The organism is Pseudomonas sp. 09C 129, from assembly GCF_002843625.1.
Lineage (GTDB): Bacteria > Pseudomonadota > Gammaproteobacteria > Pseudomonadales > Pseudomonadaceae > Aquipseudomonas > Aquipseudomonas chlororaphis.
In genome coordinates, this window is the sequence record NZ_CP025261.1 from 2,588,605 (window position 1) to 2,612,188 (window position 23,584).

A 23,584-nucleotide genomic window follows, 5' to 3' on the forward strand; every position below is an offset into this window, starting at 1 on the left:
ACATCATGACCGCCGTCGAAACCCGCATTCTTGAGCTGCGCGCTGAGCTGGATCAGCACAACTATCGCTACCACGTACTCGACGAACCGAGCATCCCCGACGCTGAATACGATCGCCTGTTCCATGAACTCAAGGCACTGGAAGCCGAACACCCGGAACTGGTCAGCAGCGACTCGCCCACCCAGCGTGTCGGCAGCGCGGCGCTCTCGGCCTTCACTCAGGTGCGCCACGAAATCCCCATGCTCAGCCTGGGCAACGCCTTCGAAGAAACCGACATGCGCGAGTTCGATCGCCGGGTGACCGAGGGGCTCGACCTGCCGGTGGGCGATCTGTTCGGTGGCGGTGCGGCGGTGGAATACAGCTGCGAGCCGAAGCTCGATGGCCTGGCGGTCAGCCTGCTGTACCTGGACGGCGTGCTGGTGCGCGGCGCGACTCGCGGCGACGGCACCACTGGCGAAGACATCAGCGTCAACGTGCGCACCGTGCGCAACATCCCCCTGAAGCTGCACGGCAGTGGCTGGCCGGCGACCCTGGAGGTGCGCGGCGAGGTGTACATGTCCAAGGCCGGTTTCGAGCGGCTCAATGCCGCGCAGCTGGAAGTTGGCGGCAAGACCTTCGCCAACCCGCGGAACGCCGCGGCCGGCAGCTTGCGCCAGCTGGACTCGAAGATCACCGCCAGCCGCCCGCTGGAATTCTGCTGCTACGGGATCGGCCAGGTCACTGCGGATATCGCCGACACCCATATCGGCAATCTGGAGCAGCTCAAGCACTGGGGCATGCCCGTCAGTCGCGAGCTGAAACTGGCCAAGGGGATCGACGAATGCCTGGATTACTACCGCGATATCGGCGAGCGCCGTAACGGCTTGCCTTATGAAATCGACGGCGTGGTGTTCAAGGTCAACAGCATTGCCTCGCAGCGCGAGCTGGGCTTCCGGGCTCGCGAGCCGCGCTGGGCGATCGCTCATAAATTCCCGGCGATGGAAGAGTTGACCGAGCTGCTGGACGTGGAATTCCAGGTTGGCCGCACCGGCGCGGTGACCCCGGTGGCCCGTCTGAAACCGGTCAAGGTGGCGGGTGTCACCGTCTCCAACGCGACCCTGCACAACATGGACGAAGTGGCGCGCCTGGGCCTGATGATCGGCGACACCGTGATCATCCGTCGTGCGGGCGATGTGATTCCGCAAGTGGTGCAGGTGGTCGTCGAGCGTCGTCCGGAAAATGCGCGCAAGGTGCATATCCCGCAGACCTGCCCGGTGTGCGGCTCCCATGTCGAGCGCACGCAGTTGATCAAGCGCAGCAAGGGCAAGGAAACCATCAGCGAAGGCGCGGTGTACCGCTGTGTCGGTCGCCTGGCCTGTGGCGCGCAGCTCAAGCAGGCGATCATCCACTTCGTTTCCCGTCGGGCGATGGATATCGAAGGGCTGGGCGACAAGACCATCGAACAGCTGGTGGACGAAAAGCTCATTGGTTCGCCGGCCGATCTCTACAAGCTCAAGTACGAACAGATCATCGATCTGGAAGGCTTCGCCGAAGTCTCCAGCAACAAGCTGCTCAAGGCCATCGAAGACAGCAAGAAGCCGGGCCTGGCGCGTTTCATCTACGCCCTGGGCATTCCCGATGTGGGCGAGGAGACGGCCAAGGTCCTGGCGCGCTCCCTGGCCTCGCTGGAGCGCGTGCAGCAGGCCTTGCCGGAAGTGCTGACCTACCTGCCGGATATCGGCCTGGAAGTGGCTCACGAGATTCACAGCTTCTTCGAGGACAGCCATAACCAGCAGGTGATCGGTGCCCTGCTCGATCCGCAGCAGTGCGGGCTGCAGTTGCAGGATCAGGGCGATCTGGGCGCCGAGTTCGCTGCCAGCACCACCCTGGGCGGCATGCTCGACAAGCTGAACATTCCATCGGTGGGGCCGGGTGCGGCGCAGAAACTGGCGGACAAGTTCGCGACCCTCGACGGTGTGGTCAAGGCGGACTGGCTGGACATGCGCCAGACCCTGCCGGAGAAGCAGGCCAAGGCCGTGCGCGAGTTCTTCGACATCGCGGAAAACGCCGAGCGGGCACTGGCCATCGAGGCGCAGCTGCAAGCCTTCGGCATGCACTGGCGGAGCGAGAAGAAAGTGGTGGAAGGGCTGCCGCTGGCTGGCCAGACTTGGGTGCTCACCGGCTCGCTGGAGCTGATGAGCCGCGACGTGGCCAAGGACAAGCTGGAAAGCCTGGGCGCCAAGGTCGCCGGCTCGGTTTCGGCCAAGACCCACTGCGTGGTGGCCGGTCCCGGTGCCGGCTCCAAGCTGGCCAAGGCCAACGAGCTGGGCCTCAAGGTGCTGGACGAAGAAACCTTTGTGGCCTTCCTCGGCCAGCACGGTATCTCGGTATAACCCTGTAGCCGCTGCCGAAGGCTGCGATCGACCGCGCAGCGGGCGTTGCTCTGTCGGGCGCCGGAAGGTCCTGCGGACCTTATCGCAGCCTGCGGCAGCGGCTACACGGAATGGCGTTCCCCGGCAGAAGCGTCTTGAAGGCGATGGAACAATCTCTCTTGCCCATGATCTAGTCTTGGCACGCCCAGGGAGAGATCGCCATGTACCGCTTCTTCGAACAGCTCAGTTCCCGTATCGCCGCACCCTTTGTCCGTGAGGGCAGCCGCAACAGCAAGGTCTGGCGGTGTCGTTGCGGGCAATCGCTGTTCTTTCGCAACAGTCAGTGCCTGGCCTGTTCGGCGGCCTTGGGTTATCAGCCTGAGCAGAGTCGCTTGTCGTCGCTGCAGCCAGGGCCGGAGGCCGATACCTGGCGGCTGGACGTCGATCCGCAAGCCGGGCTGTTCCGGCGCTGTGCCAACCTCGATACCCCGGCGGCCTGCAACTGGCTGCTGCCTGCGCATGGCGCCGCTACCCTGTGTGTGGCGTGCAGGCTGAACCGGACCATTCCCGACCTTGGCGTGCCGGAAAACCCCGAGCGCTGGCGCATGGTGGAAATCGCCAAGCGCCGCCTGGTGGCGCAAGTGGTGAGCCTGGGCTTGCCGCTGATCGCCAAGGCCGAGGATGAAGAGGCCGGCCTGGCTTTCGATTTTGTCGGCATCGATCTGCAGGGCAGGGCGCCCATGACCGGCCACGCCAACGGCCTGATCACCCTCGACATCAAGGAGGCCGACGATGCGTATCGCGAGCAGGTGCGGGTACAGATGCGCGAACCCTATCGCACCTTGCTCGGTCACTTCCGGCATGAGGTGGGGCATTACTACTGGGATCGCCTGATCGCAGGCAGCCATTGGCTGGAGCCCTGTCGCGCGCTGTTCGGCGACGAACGCGCAAGCTACGCCGAAGCCCTGGAGCGGCATTACCAGCAGGGCGCACCGAGCGATTGGTCGCAGACCTGCGTCAGCGCCTACGCCACCATGCATCCCTGGGAGGACTGGGCGGAAAGCTGGGCCCACTACCTGCACATGATGGACGCGGTCGATACCGCGCTGGGCTTCGGCATGAGCGCCCGGGAAATGGACTTCGACTACCAACCGTTCCCGCTGGATACCCTGTATGACCCGCAGCATCCCGGCGGCCCGGCGTTCCTCTCTTTTGTTAACGCCTGGATCGAACTGGCGGGCATGCTCAACGAACTGTCACGCAGCATGGGCCAGCCGGATTTCTATCCCTTCATCCTGCCGCCGGCGGTGATTGCCAAGCTGCACTTCATCCACCTGGTGATCCAGCAGGCCGGCGGCAAGGCCGACGAAGCACTCGAACAAGCCTGAGCCCACCACTTGCTTCTGTAGGAGCGAAGCTTGCTCGCGATGCAAGCGACTCGGTCCGGCAGAAGACCGCGGCGATGTTTTCGCGAGCAAGCTTCGCTCCTACCAAGGGCGGTTAGCGAGCTGTGCGCACGCCATCGAGCAAGGCATCGACCACCGCGCGAGCCATCTCCACGGAATGCACCATGGACCAGATCAGCCCGCGTTCGATGCCGCTGCCCTGTTCGGTGATTTCATCCGAGACTTCTTCGGCGCATTTGAGCAGCAGCGAGACATGCATCAAGGCTTCTTCGGCATTCACCCCGGCCTGCACCGCGAACAGCGGCCGTTGCTGGGCATCATGCAGGCCGAAGGGCTGGCTGCGGGTTTCTTGCAGTTGCGCCAGCAGCGGTTGTTTCTGATCGTTGAGCGACAGGAGCAGGGAGGCATTGGCTGCATCCAGTTCCGGATCGCGTAGTCGGCGCGGGGCAGTGAAGGGTGGGTCGGGGACGAGCTTTTTCATGTGTGCGATTCCTTTAGCATTTAAGGAACTGCCAAATCTCACTTCCACATGAGGGGTGGCAGCCGTGCGTAGGTGTGGAAGACCGGAGCTAAAGGAATCCGGCGCACCCGAAGGTGCCCCACGCACAGCCGCCATAGAACAAGTTCACCAGTGCCATGAGGCGCCCGTGCTTGTTGATAGGGTTGTACGTCCTTAGCTCCAGACTTCCACATCCGGGTCGTTGAAATTGCAACGACCCCCGCAGACTGCCCGATCAAATTCAGGGGTACAACCCGCCCAAAGGCGTTCCAGAGTTTCTAGGAAACCCCTTACAAAACAAAGCGAAAAATCGACTGCCGGCTCGTCGCAAAACTGCCATCTCGCTCTTGCGCGGTCCCTGTAGCCGCTGCCGCAGGCTGCGATCGGTCGCGCAGCGGCCGCAATGGCGGACAACAGGGTGTTTCGTTGCTGTTCGACACATGGTTGGCAACTGCTTCGCAGTCGAGCGCAGCCTGCGGCAGCGGCTACAGGAATCGACAAGCGAGCGGGGTAATGATCCAAGTACTTGAAGCCGTTCAGATTTTTTAATCTTTACAGAGCGGTTGTAACTTCGCCGCAGATAGGTACAATGGCGCGGCTCGCCGTCAGGTGAGCATCGTTATGGTGACCCCATTGGTCCCCTCGCAACGATCAGCCGTGAACCCGGTCAGGCCTGGAAGGGAGCAGCCGCAGCGGTGACATTGTGTGCCGGGGTGTGGCTGGTGGGGTTGCCTCCATAACGCCTTCTGTCGGTCCTCGACGAATATTCTGAATTCTCCCCCCTGTTTTATCCTGATCTGGCCTCTCGCCGGTCGCTTGTTTCATTTCCCCAATCGTTCCTGCAACAACTGCGCAAACGCGTCCCGTGCGGTGTGGCGTTGTATTTCCTTGTTCCAGACAAAACGAATGTCGATCGGCTGCAGATCGGCGAAGCGGTAGCGTGCCAGCCCCGTGGACAGGGTGTAGCGGTCGAGCACGCCTTCCGGGGCCAGGGTCATGCCGGCACCGGCGCTGACGCAGTCGATAATGGTGCCCCAGCTGGCATAGCCGATGAGGGTCGCGGTCACGTCATGGGCGTTCAGCCAGTGCTCCAGGGCGCGGCGGTAAGGGCAGCCGCCGGGCCACATGAACAGGGTCTGGCCTTGCAGGTCCCGCGGGTTCAGCACGGGCGCGGCGTCGGCGCTGGTAACCAGCACCAGCGGCTCGCTGTACAGGGCGGTGCGCTCCAGTTTTGGGGGAAGGGTGTCGACCGCGACCAGTGCGCCATCGATCCGGTGATGTTGCAGTTCCTCGAACAGCTGCGACCAGGTGCCGGTTACCAGCTCCAGAGTGACCTGTGGAAAGCGCTGATGGAATTCCGCCAGCAGGGGCGGCAAGCGCCCGCCGGCGCAGGATTCGATGGCGCCGATGCGCAGGATGCCGCTGGGTTCGGCCTTGCGGTCGACCGCCCGTTTGGCCTCATCCACCAGGGCCAGGATGCGCTCGCTGTAGCCGAGAAAGATTTCTCCGTCCGGACTGATTTTCAGCCCGCGGCCGGCGCGGATAAACAGGCGGGTGCCCAGCTCTCCTTCCAGTTGCTTGAGGCGGTTGGTGATATTGGAGGGCACGCAATGCAGTTGTTCGGCCGCTCGGGCAATGCTGCCGGTGCGGGCGACCGCTTTCACCATTTTCAGTTGGCTCAGTTCCATTGCTCATTTCCAGTGAGGTCTGGTCTCAGTATCCCTTAATTGTGGTGAGTTGTGGCAGGCGGGAGACTGAAGGCCTTTCTTGTGCTGCCGAGTGTCTGCGTCTTGAACATCTCTCCTGCGTTGAAGCTGGTCCTGGCGACCGCCGCGGTCATTCTGTGTTGGGCCTACTCCCCGGTGGGTATCCACATTGGGCTGGAAGGCTACGAACCTGGCCATTTGGCGTTGCTGCGCTTTCTGATTGCTTCGCTGTTCATGGGGGCAATCGCCCTGGTGAAAAGAATCTCCCTGCCGCGCTGGCGCGATCTGCCCTGGTTGCTGGTGCTGGGCTTTTTCGCCATCGCCCTGCATCACGTCAGCCTCAACTATGGCCAGCAGGGTTTGAGCGCGGGGGCATCCAGTGTGCTGGCGCAGTCGGCGCCGATCTTCAGCACTCTGATTGCGTTTTTCTGGTTGAGAGAGCCGGTCAGCGGCTGGCGCTGGGGTTGTGTCGGGCTGGGGTTGCTGGGGGCGGTCGTGGTGGTCTGGGGCGACCAGGGCGTGGCGTCGATCGAGCCCCGGGGATTGCTGGTGCTGCTGGCGGCCTTCTCCTGGGGCTTGTACTTCGTTTTGCAGCGGCGCTATTCGGGACGTTACGACCTGCTGACCGTCGTGTGCTACATGGTCTGGGCCGGCACCTTGCTGTTGAGCCTGTATTGGCCGGGGCTGGCGGCCGCGGTGGTCCAGGCGCCGTGGCGGGTGAACCTGGCGGTATTGCTGCTGGGGCTGTTTCCCAGTGCGTTGGCTTACCTGGCGTGGGCCTATGTGCTGGCGCGGGTCGAAGTCAGCCGGGCATCCATCGCCATGTACCTGATACCGCCGGTCGCCATGCTGCTGGCGGCGCTGGTCCTGCATGAGCGGGTGCATGGCGCGGTGATCGTGGGGGCGGCGGTCGTCCTCGGCAGCGTAATGGCGATGCAGCTGGAGGGGCGCTGGGCGCGGCGCCGCTCCGTGCTGCCGGACACTATCGGCACGGCTCCTGTTCACTCCGGGGTGAGGCAAAACACCCTGAGCCGGTGCCCGTCCGGGTCCAGGGCGACGAAGGTGTAGCCGAAGTCCAGGGTGGTCGGGGCCTGGGCAATGTTCACGCTGGATTCGGCCCATTGGCCGTGCAGCAGGTCGACGCTCTGCTTATCGGCCACGGCCAGGGCCAGTTCGCCGCCACCGCCGGTGACTTGGGTGGCTGGCTCGACATCCTGTCTGGACCAGAGGCCGAGCTTGAGCCCCGAATCAAGAATGAACAGGGCAAAGGTCGGCGACAGCTCGACCGGTGGCCTGTCCAGCAGGCGGCTGTAAAAGTTGGCGCTGGTGGCGGGGCTGTCGACGTAAAGCAGAAGGTAAGTGCTGGTAGCGATCATCTGGACTCCTGGGAAGGTTGGGCTGCGCACGCCAGCTTAAGGGGCGCCGCTGTCAGTTCCTGTCAGGAGTCGTCTGGCGGAAATGAAGAGGAGGCAGGCTATCGGCTTCGATAGATCTGCCTCCTCTGCGTGTTGCTCGGCTCTAAGGCTTGGACAAGGCCAGGTCTACCGCTGCTATCAGCTTTCCCAGGTCCTTCGGGGTGGCTTTGTGAATGACACCGAACAGATACGCCCGCTGTTCGTCTTCGTCGCCCAGATCTGCGAAAAAGGCTTTCAGCTTCACCCCGAGTACATCGGCCAGCAGGAACAGGGCTTCCACACTGGGGGTGTAGGTGCCGGTTTCGAAGCGGCTGATGGTTTTAGGGTCAAAACCGGTTTTTTCGCCTAGTTCAGCCTGAGTAAGCCCCGCTACCTTGCGGTAACGCCTGATGGCTGGACCCAAACTTGAAATTTGCATCGCTCAATTCCCATTTAGAATCAAGAACTTAACGATAAATCTTTGCATTAGGCAACGCCATGATTCATCACCTTGCCTTGCAAAATGTGATGCAATTCGTAGAATCGACGCTTCGGACAGGCATTTGGTGATCTAGTTTCAGAAGATGAACTGATGAAACAAGAACTCATTGCATTTTCCTTGTTCACCAGAATCGAGGGTATGGCGCAGGCGCGAACGTCTCGCTGATGATTGCCAGTGTCCCACCCGCCAAATTCGGCTGATCCCTGACTGATTTTAGTTGATCTTCGTCGATTCGAAGGTCAATGACGGTGCCGATCGCTGTACGGTTGCAATTGCGTCAGGTGGGGCGAGACGGTGCGCCATTTTCCTCGGTCGGCCTCTTGCCGGCTTGTCTGGGCTGGCATTGTCGAATGCTGTCTATGGAGTTTTAACGTGCGTCTGAATGTGCCGGTCACCTCTGTTCAGCAGATACCTTCGGACCAGCAGCCTAAGCCTGCCTGGGTTTGCGAAGTGAGTGAGGATGAACGCCCAAACATCTCTTCCGGGCCTCGTGCCTTGGTCGAGCGGTTCAACCGCTAGCGACAGTGAGCCAGACTCATGGATGAGAAATACCGCAGGGCCGTGGACGCAGCCGCCATTTTTTCCGAGACCGACCTGACCGGCCGGATCACTTACGTCAACGACCAGTTCTGTTCGATTTCCGGCTACAGCCGTGAAGAGCTGCTGGGCGCCAATCACCGGATCCTTGGCTCCGGCCTGCACCCTCCCGAATTTTTCAGCAGCATGTGGCGCACCATTGCCCTGGGCCAGGTCTGGAAGGGCGAGATCTGCAACCGGGCCAAGGATGGGACCTTGTATTGGGTCGACAGCACTGTCGTGCCCTTGCTCGATGAGGCCACTGGTCGGGTCCAGCGTTATGTGGCGATCCGTTTCGATATCAGCGAAAAACGGCGCTTGTTGCACTCGCTGCAATGGCGGGTCGGGCACGATGTGCTGACCGGTTTGCCCAACCGTTCCTTTCTGTCCGATCTGCTCAACCAGGCGCTGGACTACTCGCGCAAGGAGAACATTGCGCTGGCGGTGTGCATGCTCGATCTCGACGGCTTCAAGGCGGTCAACGATGGCTACGGGCATGCCAGTGGCGACCTGTTATTGGTGGAGGTAGCGGCGCGCCTGCGCTCGATCATTCGCGGCGAAGACGTGGTGGCGCGGCTGGCCGGGGACGAGTTCGTGCTGATCCTGCGTCATGTGCGTGACATTCGCGAGTTGCGGGCGGCGCTGCACCGGGTGCTGGGGGTAATCGCCACGCCTTATCAGATCCAGGACAAGGAGATCAACGTCTGCGCCAGCATCGGCGTCACGCTGTTTCCCGCTGACAATGACGATGCCGACACCTTGCTGCGGCATGCCGACCAGGCGATGTACGTGGCCAAGCAGAGCGGGCGCAATCGCTTCCACTTGTTCGATGTGTCGCGGGACCGCGAGGTCAAGGCCACCCACCAGACAGTGGAGCGGGTCCGGCAGGCGCTGGCGGCCGGCGAGCTGTGCCTGCACTTTCAGCCCAAGGTCAATATGCGCAGCGGTGAGGTGGTGGGTTTCGAGGCGCTGCTGCGTTGGCAGCATCCGCAGCGGGGCATGGTTGCGCCTCGGGAGTTCCTGCCGCTGGTGGAGGAAACCGACCTGATCGTCGATATCGGCGAGTGGGTGATGGAGCAGGTCATGGCCCAGTTGCGGCAATGGCAGTTGGCCGGACAGCGTTGGCCGATCAGCGTCAATATCGCCGCGCGGCATTTCCAGCGTGGGGATTTCGTCGACCGGCTCAAGGCGGTGCTCGAGCGCCATCCGCAGATTGCCCCGCAGTTGCTGGACCTGGAAATCGTCGAGGCGGTGGCGGTGGAGAATCTCCAGCACGTCAGCGCTTGCCTCGAGGCCTGCCAGGCGCTGGGCGTGCAATTCTCCCTGGGGGATTTCGGCACCGGGCATTCGTCGCTGAGCTACCTCAAGCGCTTGCGCACCCAGACCATCAAGATCGACCGCATGTTCGTGCGCGACATGCTGCACGACAAGGGCGACCTGGCGCTGACCCAGGCCCTGATCGGCCTGGCCCGGGCGTTTGACCGGCAGGTGGTGGCCGAAGGCCTGGAAACCATGGAGCACGGCGAGTTGCTGATGTCGCTGGGCTGCGACGTGGCGCAAGGCTATTTCATCGCCCCGCCCATGCCGGCCAGCGAGGTGCCGGGCTGGGTGGCGACCTTCCTGCCGCCGCTGGAGTGGTGTCCGCAGGACGAAGCCGGCTGACAGCTACGGCGCCCCATAGCTTTGCGGGACGCTCTCGGTCGGCCTGCGGCCGGTGTACAGGCCGATGATGTCGTCGATCTCTCCTGACATCTTCATGCGCAACAAAGTGCGCAGCACTCGTTGCACCGGTAGCGCCGGATCGTTGCGGATGACGCAGCCGACCGCCTGTTCCTGGAGGATGGCTACGCCGTGCAACTGCTGGTCGGGTGGCAGGGTCTGATTGAACCAGTCCAGCGTCCATTGGTTGCTCACCGCGTACCGGTAGCGGCCGGCCCAGAGTTTTTGCAGCACCTGTTCCTGGTTGCGCGCGTCGTCGCGGATCAACTGGCGGCTGTCGAACAAGGGTTGCAGGGAAGGGTAGGTGTAGCTGAGGACGGTGCCGATGGGCTGCGTCGGCAGGTCCCTGGGAATGACCGGGAGCGGGGACTGCTCGCGGTTGACCAGCAGGTCGCGCTGGACGAACAGCGGGATACTCCAGATGTAATCGCCGGACGGGTTGGACAGCCAGGACTGGGCGGCATAGCAGCGGATATCGATTTCCCCATGATCCATGGCTGCTTGTACGCGGGCCCGGGCCAGGACATGGAATTCGGCTGGGTTGCCAACCTGGGTGGCAAGGCTGGCCATCAGGTCGTGGAGAATGCCCTGGGTGCTCCGGCCGTGTTCGATCTGTACCACGGGCATGGCCCAGCTGTCGGGGATCGAGAAGCGCAGGGCCGGTTCTGCGGCAAAACCATTCATGGCAACCAGCAGAAAGGCGCCCAAGGCTAAACGCATAGAGTCTCCACGCAGGAAAAGGCCACTGACGAGCCCGACAAAGAGCAGCTTAGCCAGATTAGACGAGCGCACCGGATGCAATTTCGCCCTTGCTCCGCTAGCATTACGGGCTTCCGCTTCCCAGTTGCGACGGTTTTCGATGAGTTATCAGGTTCTTGCACGTAAATGGCGTCCGCGCTCGTTCCGCGAAATGGTCGGCCAGACCCATGTGCTCAAGGCTCTGATCAATGCCTTGGACAGCCAGCGGCTGCACCATGCCTATCTGTTTACCGGCACCCGCGGGGTGGGCAAGACCACCATCGCGCGGATCATTGCCAAATGCCTGAACTGTGAAACAGGCATTACTTCCACGCCCTGTGGCACCTGCTCGGTATGCCGCGAGATCGACGAAGGGCGTTTCGTCGACCTGATCGAGATCGACGCCGCGAGCCGGACCAAGGTCGAGGACACGCGCGAGCTGCTGGACAACGTGCAATACGCCCCGAGCCGCGGGCGCTTCAAGGTCTACCTGATCGACGAAGTGCACATGCTGTCCAGTCACTCGTTCAACGCCTTGTTGAAGACCCTGGAAGAGCCGCCGCCCTACGTCAAATTCATTCTGGCGACCACCGACCCGCAGAAACTTCCGGCAACGATTCTTTCGCGCTGCCTGCAGTTCTCCCTGAAGAACATGACCCCGGAGCGAGTGGTCGAGCACCTGACTCACGTGCTGGGCGTCGAGAACGTGCCGTTCGAAGACGACGCGCTGTGGCTGTTGGGCCGCGCCGCCGACGGTTCGATGCGCGATGCCATGAGCCTCACCGACCAGGCCATCGCCTTCGGCGAAGGCAAGGTCATGGCCGCCGATGTGCGGGCGATGCTCGGCACCCTCGATCACGGCCAGGTCTACGACGTCCTGCATGCGCTGATCGACGGCGATGCCAAGGCCTTGCTCGAGGCCGTGCGCCACCTGGCCGAACAGGGCCCGGACTGGAACGGCGTGCTGTCGGAGATTCTCAATGTCCTGCACCGCGTGGCCATTGCCCAGGCCTTGCCGGACGGTGTCGACAACGGGCATGGCGACCGCGATCGGGTGCTGGCTTTGGCCCAGGCGTTGCCGGCCGAAGATGTGCAGTTCTATTACCAGATGGGCCTGATCGGCCGGCGCGACTTGCCGCTGGCGCCGGACCCGCGGGGCGGTTTCGAGATGGTCCTGCTGCGGATGCTGGCCTTCCGGCCAGCGGACTCGGCAGACGCGCCGAGACAACCGCTAAAGCCAGTGGGGATCAGCCAGGCCACAGTTGATTCCGCCCAATCCGTGGCTGGCGCAGCCGTTGCTGCGCCGGTAGTTGCCGCCGCGCCGGTTGTGGCGCCGGTGGTCGAGGCCACTCCTGTCGCGGCCCCGGTTGCAACGCCCGCACCTGTTTCTGCAGCCCCGGTGGCGCCTGCACCGCAACCGGTGGTCGAGACGCCGCCAGAGGTAGCGCCTGTCGTCGCCGAAGAGGTGGTCGACCTGCCGTGGAACGACCCGGTCGAACCGGTCGTCGCGCAGCAACCGGCCGTCGAGCCCGTGCTGGAGACCGCCGCGCAACAGCCTGAGCTGACTCCGATGCCGACCCCGACCCCGGACAGCGTGGTGCCGGATGCGCCGGAATGGGTCAGCGCCCCGGTGCCGGAGCCCAGCGTTGCCGAGGTCGATGCCGCGACACCGGGTATCGATCTGGACGACGAGCCGCCGCTGGACGAAGACTACATCGAGCCGGACATGGATTCGGCCTACAGCTACCTGGACGAACTGGCCAGCGAGCACGCCGCCGATCCCGAGCCGGAACCCGAGCCGTTGCCAGCCGCCCAGCCGGCCACCGGCCTGGCGCTGGAGTGGCTGGAGCTGTTCCCGAAGCTGCCGATTTCCGGGATGACGGCGAGCATTGCCGCCAACTGCACCTTGATCGCCGCCGAGGGCGACAACTGGTTGCTGCACCTGGACCCGGCCCACAGCGCCCTGTTCAACGCCACCCAGCAGCGGCGCCTGAACGATGCCCTGAACCAGTACCACCAGCGCACGCTGACGGTGAGCATCGAGCTGATCAAGCCCGAGCAGGAGACCCCGGCCCAGGCCGCGTCGCGCCGCCGGGCCAATCGCCAGCGCGAAGCCGAGGAGTCGATCCACGGCGATCCGTTCATCCAGCAGATGGTGCGGGAGTTCGGCGCGGTGGTCCGTCACGATACTATTGAACCTGTCGAGGCCCTGGTCAGCCAGGGTTAATAACTGAAGGGCACCGGGCCTTGAGGCCGGGCGCTGTTTTTATCCAAGTACTTTGAGGTGATTCCCATGATGAAAGGTGGCATGGCCGGCCTGATGAAGCAGGCGCAGCAGATGCAGGAAAAAATGGCCAAGATGCAGGAAGAGCTGGCCAACGCCGAAGTTACCGGCAAGGCGGGTGGCGATATGGTCACCGTGGTCATGACCGGTCGTCACGACATCAAGCGCGTGAGCATCGACCCAAGCCTGCTGGAAGGCGTCAGCGAAGATGACCGCGAAGTGCTGGAAGATCTGTTCGCCGCCGCCGTCAACGACGCCGTGCGCAAGATCGAAGCCAACAGCCAGGACAAGATGTCCGGCGTGACCGCTGGCATGCAACTGCCACCGGGTATGAAACTGCCGTTCTGATTCGCGCCCGCGCATCGGTCGGACTCGAAAATGCCAGGCATCGCGCCTGGCATTTTTGTTTGTGGCGCCTGTAGCCGCTGCCGCAGGCTGCGATCGAGCGCGAAGCGGTCGTCATTCAGGCGATGAGGTCTGGCTGGATGATTGCGGTTGCCGTGCAATCGATCACAGCCTGCGGCAGCGGCGAGGGAAGAGAAACATCGAACGCCGATCGCAGTACGATGGTCTGCACTCTGTATGGTCCGATTCAATTCTCGATAAGGAGTTGCTCTGATGTCGCAAGCATTGACCCTCAACCAGCGCATTGTTCTGGCCTCCCGGCCCCAGGGCGCACCCGTGCCGGAAAACTTCCGCCTGGAGCGGGTGGCGCTGCCGGACCTGGCGGATGGCCAGGTGTTGCTCAAAACCCTTTACCTGTCGCTGGACCCTTATATGCGCGGGCGCATGAGTGATGCGCCGTCCTACGCCGCCCCGGTGCAAATCAACGAAGTGATGACCGGTGGCGCAGTCAGCCGGGTCGAGCGCTCGCTGAATCCGAAATTCCAGGAGGGCGACCTGGTGGTGGGCGCCACCGGATGGCAGAGCCACAGCATTTGCGACGGGCGTAACCTGATACCGGTGCCGGCGGGTTTGCCCAGCCCTTCGATGGCCCTGGGCGTGCTGGGTATGCCGGGCATGACCGCCTACATGGGCCTGATTGACATCGGCCAGCCCAAGGCCGGGGAAACCCTGGTGGTAGCCGCGGCGTCGGGCGCCGTGGGCTCGGTGGTGGGGCAGGTGGCCAAGATCAAGGGGCTGCGGGCGGTCGGTGTGGCGGGCGGTGCCGACAAGTGCCGCTATGTGGTCGAGGAGCTGGGGTTCGATGCCTGTATCGACCACCACAGCCCGGACTTTGCCGACGAACTGGCGCAGGCCTGCTCCGAGGGCGTGGACATCTACTTTGAAAACGTCGGTGGCAAGGTATTCGATGCGGTGCTGCCGTTGCTCAACCCCAAGGCACGGATTCCGCTGTGCGGGCTGATCGCCCAGTACAACGCTCAGGAGTTGCCGCCAGGACCTGACCGCCTGCCACTGTTGCAGCGCCAGCTGTTGACCAAGCGCGTGCGCATCCAGGGGTTTATCGTGTTCGACGACTACGGCGATCGGCAGCCGGAGTTTGTCAACGCCATGGCGCCCTGGGTGCTGCAGGGCAAGGTCAAGTTCAAGGAGGATGTGGTAAACGGCCTGGAGCACGCGCCGCAAGCCTTCATCGGGCTGCTGGAAGGGCGCAACTTCGGCAAGCTGGTGGTGCGGGTCGCCCCGGACTGAGCATTTGACGCTAATCGGAGGCGCGGGTATAAACCGCGTCTCGTCGTTTTGTCGGACCTTTACCCATGAGCTTCAGCCCCCTGATTCGCCAACTGATCGATGCCCTGCGCACTTTGCCGGGTGTGGGTCAGAAAACCGCCCAGCGCATGGCCTTGCAGCTGCTGGAGCGCGACCGCAGCGGTGGTACGCGATTGGCCCAGGCGCTGAGCCAGGCCATGGAGGGCGTCGGCCACTGCCGCCTGTGCCGCACCCTGACCGAGGACGACCTGTGCCCGCAATGCGCCGATCCACGGCGCGACGACACGCTGTTGTGCGTGGTCGAAGGGCCGATGGATGTCTACGCGGTGGAGCAGACCGGTTATCGCGGTCGCTATTTCGTGCTCAAAGGCCACCTGTCGCCTCTCGACGGCCTGGGCCCGGAAGCCATCGGCATTCCCCAGCTGCTGGCGCGGATCGAAGAGCAAGGCAGTTTCACCGAGGTGATCCTGGCCACCAACCCGACGGTGGAAGGCGAGGCGACCGCCCATTACATTGCCCAGCTGTTGACCAACAAGGGCCTGATCACCTCGCGTATCGCCCATGGCGTGCCCCTGGGCGGCGAGCTGGAACTGGTGGACGGCGGCACCCTGGCGCACTCGTTTGCCGGGCGCAAGCCGATCGCGCTGTAAGTGTTTCGGCTGTGAGCAAAAAACTACTGTAGGAGCGAGCTTGCTCGCGATGGCCGCCCGACCTGGCGCGCCGCGTCGCCTGCATCGCCAGCAAGCTGGCTCCTACAGGGCGGTTCGTACGGTCCTTCTTGAAAACCAAGCAAGCGCTAGGTAAGTTTCCTCAACCTTCAGAGGAGCTTGCCGATGTCTGCCTGCCAGGAATACTTCGACCCTAGCCATCAGTTGGTCCGCGACAGCGTTCGACGTTTCGTCGAGCGGGAAATCCTCCCGGACATCGATCAGTGGGAGGAGGCGCAAGGCTTCCCCCGCGAGCTGTACCTCAAGGCTGGCGCAGCCGGCATCCTCGGTATCGGCTATCCCGAGGCCCTGGGGGGCAGCCACGAGGGCGACCTGTTCGCCAAGATCGCCGCCAGCGAGGAGCTGATGCGCTGTGGCTCCGGCGGCCTGGTGGCGGGCCTGGGTTCGCTGGACATCGGTTTGCCGCCGATCGTCAAATGGGCGCGGCCTGAGGTTCGCGAGCGGGTGGTGCCACAGGTACTGGCGGGGGAGAAGATCAGCGCCCTGGCGGTCACCGAGCCCGGCGGCGGTTCGGACGTGGCCAATCTGCAGACCCGGGCGCTGCGTGACGGCGACTTCTACCGTGTCGGCGGCAGCAAGACCTTTATCACCAGTGGCGTGCGCGCCGATTTCTACACCGTGGCGGTGCGTACCGGCGAGCCCGGTTTCGGCGGCATCAGCCTGCTGCTGATCGACAAGGGCACACCGGGATTCACCGTCGGCCGGCAACTGAAGAAGATGGGCTGGTGGGCGTCGGATACCGCCGAGCTGTTTTTCGACGATTGCCGAGTGCCGGCCAGTCATTTGATCGGGGTCGAGAACATGGGCTTCGCCTGCATCATGGGCAACTTCCAGAGCGAGCGCCTGGCGCTGGCGCTAATGGCCAACATGACCGCTCAGCTGGCGCTGGAAGAGAGCCTGAAGTGGGCCCGGGAGCGCGAGGCCTTCGGCAAGCCCATCGGCAAGTTCCAGGTGATCAAGCATCGCCTGGCGGAGATGGCGACCGCGCTGGAGGTGTCCCGCGAGTTCACTTATCGCCAGGCGGCTAAGATGGCGGCGGGCCAGAGCGTGATCAAGGAGATTTCCATGGCCAAGAACTTCGCCACCGATACCGCCGACCGCATCACCCACGATGCCGTGCAGATTCTCGGCGGGCTGGGTTACATGCGCGAAAGCCTGGTGGAGCGGCTGTATCGCGACAACCGCATCCTGTCCATCGGCGGCGGCACCCGGGAAGTGATGAACGAAATCATCAGCAAGCAGATGGGGTTGTAGGCCAGCTGAAGGCGTGGGGCGCCATCTCTGTAGGAGCGAAGCTTGCTCGCGATAGCGCCGGCCCTGACAACCCAAGTGGCGGCGATTTAACGCTCGCTCAACGAGAACTGCGTCAGGCAGAAGGTTGGAATGTCCATGTCTCGCAGGCGTTGCGAACCGCCCAGCTCAGGCAGGTCGATAATGGCGGCGGCCTCGTAGACTTTTGCCCCCATGCGACGCACCAGGTTGGCCGCGGCGATCAGAGTACCGCCGGTGGCGATCAGGTCATCGAACATCAGCACCGAATCGCCTTCGCACAGGCTGTCGGCATGCACTTCCAGGAAGGCTTCGCCGTATTCGGTCTGGTAACCCTCGGCAAGCACATCGGCCGGCAGCTTGCCTTGCTTGCGGAACAGGATCAGCGGTTTGTTCAGCTGGTAGGCGATGATCGAGCCGATCAGGAAGCCGCGGGCATCCATGGCACCGACGTGAGTGAAGTCTTCTTCGACATAACGCTGGGCAAAGGTGTCGGCGACCAGGCGCAAGGCCTTGGGCGACTGGAACAGGGGAGTGATGTCACGGAAGATCACGCCCGGTTTGGGGAAGTCGATGACTGGGCGGATCAGGGATTTGATGTCGAAGGAGTCGAAGGCCATCGTGGCGGTGTCCTGGCGGGCATGAAGTGGAGCGCGCCAGTATAGCCCCGCCCGAGCCGCTTGGCTCGGGCGGGGCTCTGCCTCAGCCTTCCAGGGAGCCGCCGGCGAGGGCGCACAGCTGGATCGGGTCGAGAATGTGCACCTCTTTGCCTTCGGCGGCGATCAGCGCGTTCTGCTGGAAGCGGGTGAACACCCGGGACACGGTTTCCACCGCCAGGCCCAGATAGTTGCCGATCTCGTTGCGCGACATGCTCAAGCGGAACTGGTTGGCCGAGAAGCCGCGGGCGCGGAAGCGTGCCGACAGGTTGACCAGGAAGGTGGCGATGCGCTCGTCGGCGGTCTTTTTCGACAGCAACAGCATCATCTGCTGGTCGTCACGGATCTCGCGGCTCATCACCCGCATCAGCTGGCGGCGCAGTTGGGGCAACTGCAGGGCCAGTTCGTCGAGGCGTTCGAAGGGGATTTCACAGACCGACGTGGTTTCCAGGGCCTGGGCGGAAACCGGGTGGATCTCGGTGTCCATGCCGGACAGGCCGACCAGTTCGCTGGGCAGGTGGAAGCCGGTGATCTGTTCTTCGCCGCCGTCGCTGAGGCTGAAGGTCTTCAGGGCACCGGAGCGCACTGCATAGACGGAGTCGAAGGCGTCGCCCTGGCGAAACAGGAACTCGCCTTTTTTCAGGGGGCGGCCGCGTTTAACGATTTCGTCCAGCGCATCCATGTCTTCCAGATTCAGAGAAAGTGGCAGGCAGAGGGGGGCCAGGCTGCAATCCTTGCAATGGGCCTGGTTGTGAGCGCGCAGTTTTACTGGCTCGGACATTCAATAGAATCCTTGTGGGAAAACACACATAAGCCGTAAGGGTAACTCACGGGAGGAGGTTCCGGCCAGTCCGTGCCGTATTGGCGCTTAGTCGTAAAGCTGTCCGTTTGTAGCTTCCAGGCCACTGCGGAAAAATGCGCTCGTGCAGTCCATTCAGGGTATTTCCAGCGCTGACCGTCACTTGCAGCCGCCGATTATCCCAGCGTCAAGTATCAGGCTTGTTTGCGCCTTGTCTGTCCCGACAGTTTTTGCCCGTCACCTGCGACAAGTTGCCGCGCCGAACGGTCAGGTTGCGGCTCATGACGCCTTAGATGACCCGGGAAAAACGCTGTCGATTCTGTTGCTCCAGATACGTGTCGAACACCATACACACCGAACGCACCAGCAGGCGCCCGGCCGGCAGCACTTCAATGCCTTCGTTGCTCAGCTTGATCAGGCCGTCTTCGGCCATGGCTTGCAGTTGTGGCCAGAGGTCGCCGAAGTAACCGCGAAAGTCGATGTTGAACTGCTGCTCGATGGCCTCGAAGCCGAGGCTGAAATTACAGATCAACTGCTGGATCACCGCGCGCCTGACGCGGTCGTCCTGATTGCACACCAGGCCGCGGCTGGTGGCCAGTTGCGCGCCACCCAGCAGATTCTGGTACTGGGTCAGGTCACTGCTGTTCTGGCAGTACAGGTCGCCGATCTGGCTGATGGCCGAGACGCCCAGGCCGATCAGGTCGCAGTGGCCATGGGTGGTGTAGCCCTGGAAATTACGTTGCAGGGTCGACTCTTCCTGGGCGATCGCCAGTTCGTCGTCGGGCAGGGCGAAGTGGTCCATGCCGATGTAGCGGTAGCCCGCAGCCGTCAGCTGTTCGATGGTGCGCTGCAGCATCTGCAGTTTTTCCGCCGGTTCCGGCAGCTCGTGGCTGTTGATCCGCCGTTGCGGCATGAAGCGCTCCGGCAGGTGGGCATAGTTGAACACCGACAGCCGGTCCGGTTGCAGGTTGATGACTTCCTCGACAGTGCGGGCGAAGTTGTCCGGCGTCTGTTTTGGCAGGCCGTAGATCAGGTCGATGTTGATCGAGCGAAACTGCAGGGTGCGCGCCGCTTCGATCACCGCCCGGGTTTCTTCCAGGCTCTGCAGGCGATTGACCGCGCGCTGTACCGCCGGGTCGAGGTCCTGCAGGCCGATGCTGACGCGGTTGAAGCCCAGCTCGCGCAGCAGGCCCATGGTCGACCAGTCGGCTTCGCGCGGATCGATCTCGATGCCGTAGTCGCCCGAATCGTCGTCCAGCAGGTTGAAGTGCTGGCGCAGGTGGCTCATCAGCTGCCGCAGTTCATCGTGGCTGAGAAAGGTCGGGGTGCCGCCGCCGAAGTGCAGTTGCTCGACCTTCTGCCCGGGGTCGAGATGGCAGGCGATCAGCTGGATTTCCTGTTCCAGGCGCTGCAGGTAGGGCATGGCGCGCCCGCGGTCCTTGGTGATGACCTTGTTGCAGGCGCAGTAATAGCAGATGTTCGCGCAGAATGGCACGTGCACGTACAGCGACAGCGGCCGTAGCGCCTTGCGGCTCTCGCGCAGGGCGTGGAGCAGGTCGAAGGTGCCCACCTGGCTGTGGAATTGCACAGCGGTGGGGTAGGAGGTGTAGCGCGGTCCCGCCAGGTCGTAACGGCGGATCAGATCGGTGTCCCAACGAATGGCGTCGAGCATGCGGGAATTCCCCCGGTAGGCAGGCAGTGTTCGCGAGTCTAGGGGGTTGGCGCCCGGACCATCTTGATTTGCATCAAGGCTGGCGGGGGCGCGGAACCTGTCATACGAGTCTTGTGTCGGCGCTGCCGAAGGGCGGAGGCAGCGGGAAGGGTTGCCTCAGTGCCCCATCAACCAATGCTGATGTGGACCGGGCAAGGTCCAGATGCCGAACAGGATCACCAGCAGGCCGCCGGCCATGCGCACGCTGCGCCGACGCAGCAGCGCGGTGACCCGTTCCGCTGCGAGCCCGGTCGCCAGCAGCACCGGCCAGGTACCCAGGCCGAAGGCCAGCATCAGCAAGGCGCTGTCGAGGGCATTGCCCTGGCTGGCGGACCACAGCAGGGTGCTGTAGACCAGGCCGCACGGCAGCCAGCCCCAGAGCGCGCCCAGCAGCAAGGCGCGTGGCAGGCTCGACACCGGCAGCAGGCGGTTGGCCACCGGCTGTATATGGCGCCACAGGCCGCGTCCGAGGCTTTCGATGCGGGTCAGGCCGCTCCACCAGCCGGCCAGGTACAGGCCCATGGCAATCAGCAGCAGGCCGGCCAGCACGCGCATGGCCATGGCCGCCGGGCTGCTGGCCACGGCCCAGCCGGCCAGGCCGATCAGCAGGCCCGCGGTGGCATAGCTGAGGATGCGTCCCAGGTTGTAGGCCAGCAGCAGGCGAAAACGCCGGCTGCGTTGCTCCGGGGGAATGGCCAGGGTCAGGGCGCCCATCAGGCCGCCGCACATGCCCAGGCAGTGACCGCCGCCGAGCAGGCCGAGAATCACCGCGGAAACCAGCAGCGGTGCCAGCTCAAGCATGGGGCGGCGCCTGGTCTTTGTGTGGTGGCTGCTCGGCCGTCGGTGAGCCCTTGGCCTCGTCGACCGCGGCAGTGTGCTTGGGGTCCTGGTCGTCGAACAGAATGCTGTGGGCGGGGCCGTCGAGGTCATCGTACTGACCGCTGTCGACCGCCCAGAAGAAGATGTAGATGGCGATGGCCACGATCAGCAGCGCCGCCGGGATCATCACGTAGAGAGCTGGCATGGGTAGGCTCCATGCCCGCGCGGCTCAGGCCGGCAGCGGGCGGGTTTGGGTCGTGGCCTCGGCCTGGGGCTGACGCGGCAGGCGAGTCAGGCGCAGGGCATTGAGCACCACGGTCAACGAACTGATGGACATGCCGATGGCGGCCCATACCGGAGTGATCCAGCCGAGGGCGGCGAACGGCAGCATGAGGCCATTGTACAGCCCGGCCCACAGCAGGTTCTCGATGATTATCCGACGCGTGCGGCGGGCCAGGCCGAAGGCCTGCACCAGCGCATCCAGGCGGTTGGACAGCAGCACCGCATCGGCGCTGGTCTTGGCCAGGTCGGTGGCCGAGCCCATGGCCACGCTGATATCGGCGGCGGCCAGCACCGGCACATCGTTGACCCCGTCGCCGAGCATCAGCACTTTGCGACCCTGGCGATGCAGTTGTTGCAGCACCTGCAGCTTGTCGTCGGGACGCAGGCCGCCGCGGGCTTCGTCGATGCCCAGTTCGGCGGCGACGCTGGCGACCATCGGCGAGCTGTCGCCCGAGAGCAGCAGGGTGTTCCAGCCGCGCGCCTTGCAGGCGGCCAGCAGCGCCGGAGCGTCGCTGCGCAGGCGATCGTCGAGGACCAGCCAGGCCAGCGGCCCTTGGCTATCGCCCAGCAGCAGCCATTGGCCGGCTTCGTCCGGCATCGCCGGGACCGCACAGGCGCTGAGCTCGCAGACGAAGGCGGGCTGGCCGATGCGCAGACGCTGTTCGCCCACCAGTCCTTCCAGGCCCAGCCCGGGCATGCTCAGCACTTCTTCCGCGGCCAGCGGCGCACGGCCGAAGGCTCGGGCAATCGGGTGTTCGGAGCGGTTTTCCAGGGCGGCGGCCAGGCCCAGGCACTGCTGGCTGTCGAGGTCGCCCACAGGAAGAATCGAGCGCAAGGCCAGGCGCCCCTCGGTGAGGGTGCCGGTCTTGTCGAAAATCACCGTGTCGATCTGGTTCAGGCCTTCGAGTACATGGCCGCGGGTCAGCAGCAGGCCGAGTTTGTGCAGGGTGCCGGTGGCGGCGGTGAGCGCGGTCGGGGTGGCCAGGGACAGCGCACAGGGGCAGGTGGCGACCAGCATGGCCAGGACGATCCAGAAGGCCCGGGAGGCGTCCAGTTGCCACCAGAGCAGGCCGATGGCGGCCGCGGCGATCAGGGAGAACAGCAGGAACCATTGGGCGGCGCGGTCGGCGATCTCCGCCAGGCGCGGTTTTTCCGCCTGGGCCCGGTCCAACAGGCGGACGATGGCCGACAGGCGCGTGTCCTGACCCAGGGCCAGGACCTCCACGGTCAGCGCGCCCTCGACGTTGAGGGTGCCGGCGGTAACCGCATCGCCGATGTTGCGCGGTTGCGGCAGGTATTCACCGGTGAGCAGGGATTCGTCGATGCTCGACTGGCCATCGAGGATCTTACCGTCGGCCGGCAGGATGGCGCCGGGATGCACCAGCACCTGGTCGCCCAGGCGCAGTTCGCTGAGCAGGATGCGTTCGCTCTGGCCGTCGGCGCCCAGGCGCAGGCACGAGGCCGGCAGCAGGTTCACCAGTTGCGCGGTAGCGGCGGCGGTGCGTTCGCGGGCACGGCGTTCCAGGTAGCGTCCGGCCAGCAGGAACAGGGCGAACATGCCCACGGCATCGAAGTACAGCTCGCCGACGCCAGTGATCGAGGTCCAGATCCCGGCGATGTAGGCGGCGCCAATCGCCAGCGATACGGAAACGTCCATGGTCAGGTGGCGGGTGCGCAGGTCGCGCAGGGCGCCCTTGAAAAACGGCGCGCAGCTGTAGAACACGATCGGCGTCGTGAGAAACAACGCAACCCAGCGCAGGATGGTGTGCAGCTCGGGGCTCAGGTCGATATTGAATTCCGGCCAGGTGGCCATGGTCGCCATCATCGCCTGGAACCACAGCAGTCCGGCCACGCCCAGTTGGCGCAGGGCCAGGCGGTTTTCACTGGCCAGTTGCTCGGAAGCACGGTCGGCCTGATAGGGGTGTGCGGCGTAGCCGATCAGGCGCAGCTCGCTGAGCACCTGGCTCAGTGGCAACTGGCTGTCGGCCCAGCGCACATGCAGGCGATGGTTGGACAGGTTCAGCCGCGCCTCGGCCACCGCCGGCAGGCTGCGCAGGTGTTTCTCGATCAGCCAGCCACAGGCGGCGCAGCTGATGCCTTCCATCAGCAGGGTGGTTTCGGCCAGTTCGCCCTCATGCCGGACGAAGGGTTGCTGCACGTCCGCCCGGTCGTACAGCGCCAGTTCGTCCACCAGTTGCACCGGCAGCGCCTCCGGGTTGGCCGAGGCTTCGCTGCGATGGCTGTAGTAGCTCTCCAGGCCGCCGGCGACTATGGCTTCGGCCACTGCCTGACAGCCCGGGCAGCAGAACTCGCGGGAGGCGCCGAGCACGACGGCGGTGAAGCGGCTGCCGGCGGGAACGGGCAGGGCGCAGTGGTAGCAGGGCAGTGGCGTGGTCATCGCGGGTCTTTGTTCCAGGGGCGGACCTCATCGCCGGCAGGCCGCTGCCTGGGAAGCAGCAGCCTGCCGGCGATGT

Annotated in this window: 20 protein-coding genes and 1 other RNA gene; 10 read left to right on the top strand and 11 right to left on the bottom strand. The window is 63.9% G+C overall.

What is annotated here, in order from left to right; all coding sequences use genetic code 11:
* Positions 1 to 5 precede the first annotated feature (5 nt).
* Both ligA and CXQ81_RS11880 read left to right on the top strand, forming a co-directional pair.
* The gene (gene ligA / locus CXQ81_RS11870; RefSeq protein ID WP_101337278.1) at positions 6 to 2,372 is read left to right on the top strand and encodes an NAD-dependent DNA ligase LigA; all 2,367 of its coding nucleotides are present in this window, start codon (positions 6 to 8) and stop codon (positions 2,370 to 2,372) included.
* A 200-nt stretch (positions 2,373 to 2,572) separates the two neighbouring features.
* Positions 2,573 to 3,739 carry a putative zinc-binding metallopeptidase gene (locus tag CXQ81_RS11880; RefSeq protein WP_101337279.1) on the top strand — a complete coding sequence of 389 codons (1,167 nt, stop codon included), beginning with the start codon at positions 2,573 to 2,575 and terminating at the stop codon, positions 3,737 to 3,739.
* 112 nt (positions 3,740 to 3,851) lie between these two features.
* Here the strand turns inward: CXQ81_RS11880 and CXQ81_RS11885 are convergent, their stop codons facing one another.
* Entirely contained in the window at positions 3,852 to 4,238 is a 387-nt protein-coding gene (locus CXQ81_RS11885) for a DUF6124 family protein (protein WP_101337280.1), read from the bottom strand.
* Between the two features lie 649 nt (positions 4,239 to 4,887).
* Between CXQ81_RS11885 and ffs the strand changes: the two genes are divergently transcribed.
* Positions 4,888 to 4,984, top strand: an RNA gene (ffs, locus tag CXQ81_RS11890) — signal recognition particle sRNA small type.
* A gap of 93 nt (positions 4,985 to 5,077) precedes the next feature.
* On the opposite strand, the gene CXQ81_RS11895 is transcribed toward ffs, so the two are convergent.
* Complete coding sequence (locus tag CXQ81_RS11895) at positions 5,078 to 5,944, bottom strand: LysR family transcriptional regulator (RefSeq protein WP_101337281.1); 867 nt, start codon at positions 5,942 to 5,944, stop codon at positions 5,078 to 5,080.
* Between the two features lie 102 nt (positions 5,945 to 6,046).
* Between CXQ81_RS11895 and CXQ81_RS11900 the strand changes: the two genes are divergently transcribed.
* Positions 6,047 to 7,030 (top strand): DMT family transporter, encoded by a 984-nt coding sequence (locus tag CXQ81_RS11900; RefSeq protein ID WP_101339402.1) that lies wholly within the window; start codon positions 6,047 to 6,049, stop codon positions 7,028 to 7,030.
* Here CXQ81_RS11900 and CXQ81_RS11905 read toward each other — a convergent pair.
* A complete protein-coding gene (locus tag CXQ81_RS11905) occupies positions 6,964 to 7,338 on the bottom strand; it encodes a VOC family protein (protein WP_101337282.1) in 375 nt (124 codons plus the stop codon). The genes CXQ81_RS11900 and CXQ81_RS11905 overlap by 67 nt on opposite strands.
* A gap of 142 nt (positions 7,339 to 7,480) precedes the next feature.
* Positions 7,481 to 7,795, bottom strand: coding sequence for a helix-turn-helix domain-containing protein (locus CXQ81_RS11910; protein WP_007922376.1), 315 nt, complete (start codon positions 7,793 to 7,795; stop codon positions 7,481 to 7,483).
* A 600-nt stretch (positions 7,796 to 8,395) separates the two neighbouring features.
* Here CXQ81_RS11910 and CXQ81_RS11915 point away from each other — a divergent pair.
* Positions 8,396 to 10,096: a bifunctional diguanylate cyclase/phosphodiesterase gene (locus tag CXQ81_RS11915; RefSeq protein ID WP_101337283.1), complete on the top strand. Its 1,701-nt coding sequence runs from the start codon at positions 8,396 to 8,398 to the stop codon at positions 10,094 to 10,096.
* Between the two features lie 3 nt (positions 10,097 to 10,099).
* Here CXQ81_RS11915 and CXQ81_RS11920 read toward each other — a convergent pair whose 3' ends face one another.
* A complete protein-coding gene (locus CXQ81_RS11920) occupies positions 10,100 to 10,873 on the bottom strand; it encodes an ABC transporter substrate-binding protein (protein ID WP_101337284.1) in 774 nt (257 codons plus the stop codon).
* A gap of 139 nt (positions 10,874 to 11,012) precedes the next feature.
* Here CXQ81_RS11920 and dnaX point away from each other — a divergent pair, with 139 nt between their 5' ends.
* The 5 genes from dnaX to CXQ81_RS11945 all read left to right on the top strand — a co-directional run bounded on the left by dnaX (position 11,013) and on the right by CXQ81_RS11945 (position 16,828).
* On the top strand, positions 11,013 to 13,118 hold the full coding sequence (gene dnaX / locus CXQ81_RS11925; protein ID WP_101337285.1) for a DNA polymerase III subunit gamma/tau: 2,106 nt from the start codon (positions 11,013 to 11,015) through the stop codon (positions 13,116 to 13,118).
* Between the two features lie 66 nt (positions 13,119 to 13,184).
* The gene (locus tag CXQ81_RS11930; protein WP_007922383.1) at positions 13,185 to 13,523 is read left to right on the top strand and encodes a YbaB/EbfC family nucleoid-associated protein; all 339 of its coding nucleotides are present in this window, start codon (positions 13,185 to 13,187) and stop codon (positions 13,521 to 13,523) included.
* 270 nt (positions 13,524 to 13,793) lie between these two features.
* Positions 13,794 to 14,828, top strand: coding sequence for an NADP-dependent oxidoreductase (locus tag CXQ81_RS11935; protein WP_101337286.1), 1,035 nt, complete (start codon positions 13,794 to 13,796; stop codon positions 14,826 to 14,828).
* Positions 14,829 to 14,893: 65 nt separating this feature from the next.
* Positions 14,894 to 15,496, top strand: a complete 603-nt coding sequence (recR, locus tag CXQ81_RS11940) for a recombination mediator RecR (RefSeq protein ID WP_007922386.1) — start codon at positions 14,894 to 14,896, stop codon at positions 15,494 to 15,496.
* Positions 15,497 to 15,679: 183 nt separating this feature from the next.
* Positions 15,680 to 16,828, top strand: a complete 1,149-nt coding sequence (locus CXQ81_RS11945; protein WP_101337287.1) for an acyl-CoA dehydrogenase family protein — start codon at positions 15,680 to 15,682, stop codon at positions 16,826 to 16,828.
* 86 nt (positions 16,829 to 16,914) lie between these two features.
* Here CXQ81_RS11945 and CXQ81_RS11950 read toward each other — a convergent pair whose 3' ends face one another.
* From CXQ81_RS11950 to CXQ81_RS11975, 6 genes are all read right to left on the bottom strand, one after another.
* Positions 16,915 to 17,463 carry an adenine phosphoribosyltransferase gene (locus CXQ81_RS11950; protein ID WP_007922389.1) on the bottom strand — a complete coding sequence of 183 codons (549 nt, stop codon included), beginning with the start codon at positions 17,461 to 17,463 and terminating at the stop codon, positions 16,915 to 16,917.
* 82 nt (positions 17,464 to 17,545) lie between these two features.
* Positions 17,546 to 18,280: a fumarate/nitrate reduction transcriptional regulator Fnr gene (gene fnr, locus CXQ81_RS11955; protein WP_009042954.1), complete on the bottom strand. Its 735-nt coding sequence runs from the start codon at positions 18,278 to 18,280 to the stop codon at positions 17,546 to 17,548.
* A 307-nt stretch (positions 18,281 to 18,587) separates the two neighbouring features.
* Positions 18,588 to 19,970 carry an oxygen-independent coproporphyrinogen III oxidase gene (gene hemN / locus CXQ81_RS11960; RefSeq protein WP_101337288.1) on the bottom strand — a complete coding sequence of 461 codons (1,383 nt, stop codon included), beginning with the start codon at positions 19,968 to 19,970 and terminating at the stop codon, positions 18,588 to 18,590.
* A 156-nt stretch (positions 19,971 to 20,126) separates the two neighbouring features.
* Positions 20,127 to 20,810: a sulfite exporter TauE/SafE family protein gene (locus tag CXQ81_RS11965; protein WP_007922394.1), complete on the bottom strand. Its 684-nt coding sequence runs from the start codon at positions 20,808 to 20,810 to the stop codon at positions 20,127 to 20,129.
* Positions 20,803 to 21,033, bottom strand: coding sequence for a cbb3-type cytochrome oxidase assembly protein CcoS (gene ccoS, locus CXQ81_RS11970; RefSeq protein WP_007922395.1), 231 nt, complete (start codon positions 21,031 to 21,033; stop codon positions 20,803 to 20,805). The genes CXQ81_RS11965 and ccoS overlap by 8 nt, the downstream gene beginning before the upstream one ends.
* A gap of 24 nt (positions 21,034 to 21,057) precedes the next feature.
* Positions 21,058 to 23,508 carry a heavy metal translocating P-type ATPase gene (locus tag CXQ81_RS11975; protein ID WP_101337289.1) on the bottom strand — a complete coding sequence of 817 codons (2,451 nt, stop codon included), beginning with the start codon at positions 23,506 to 23,508 and terminating at the stop codon, positions 21,058 to 21,060.
* Between the last annotated feature and the right edge of the window lie 76 nt (positions 23,509 to 23,584).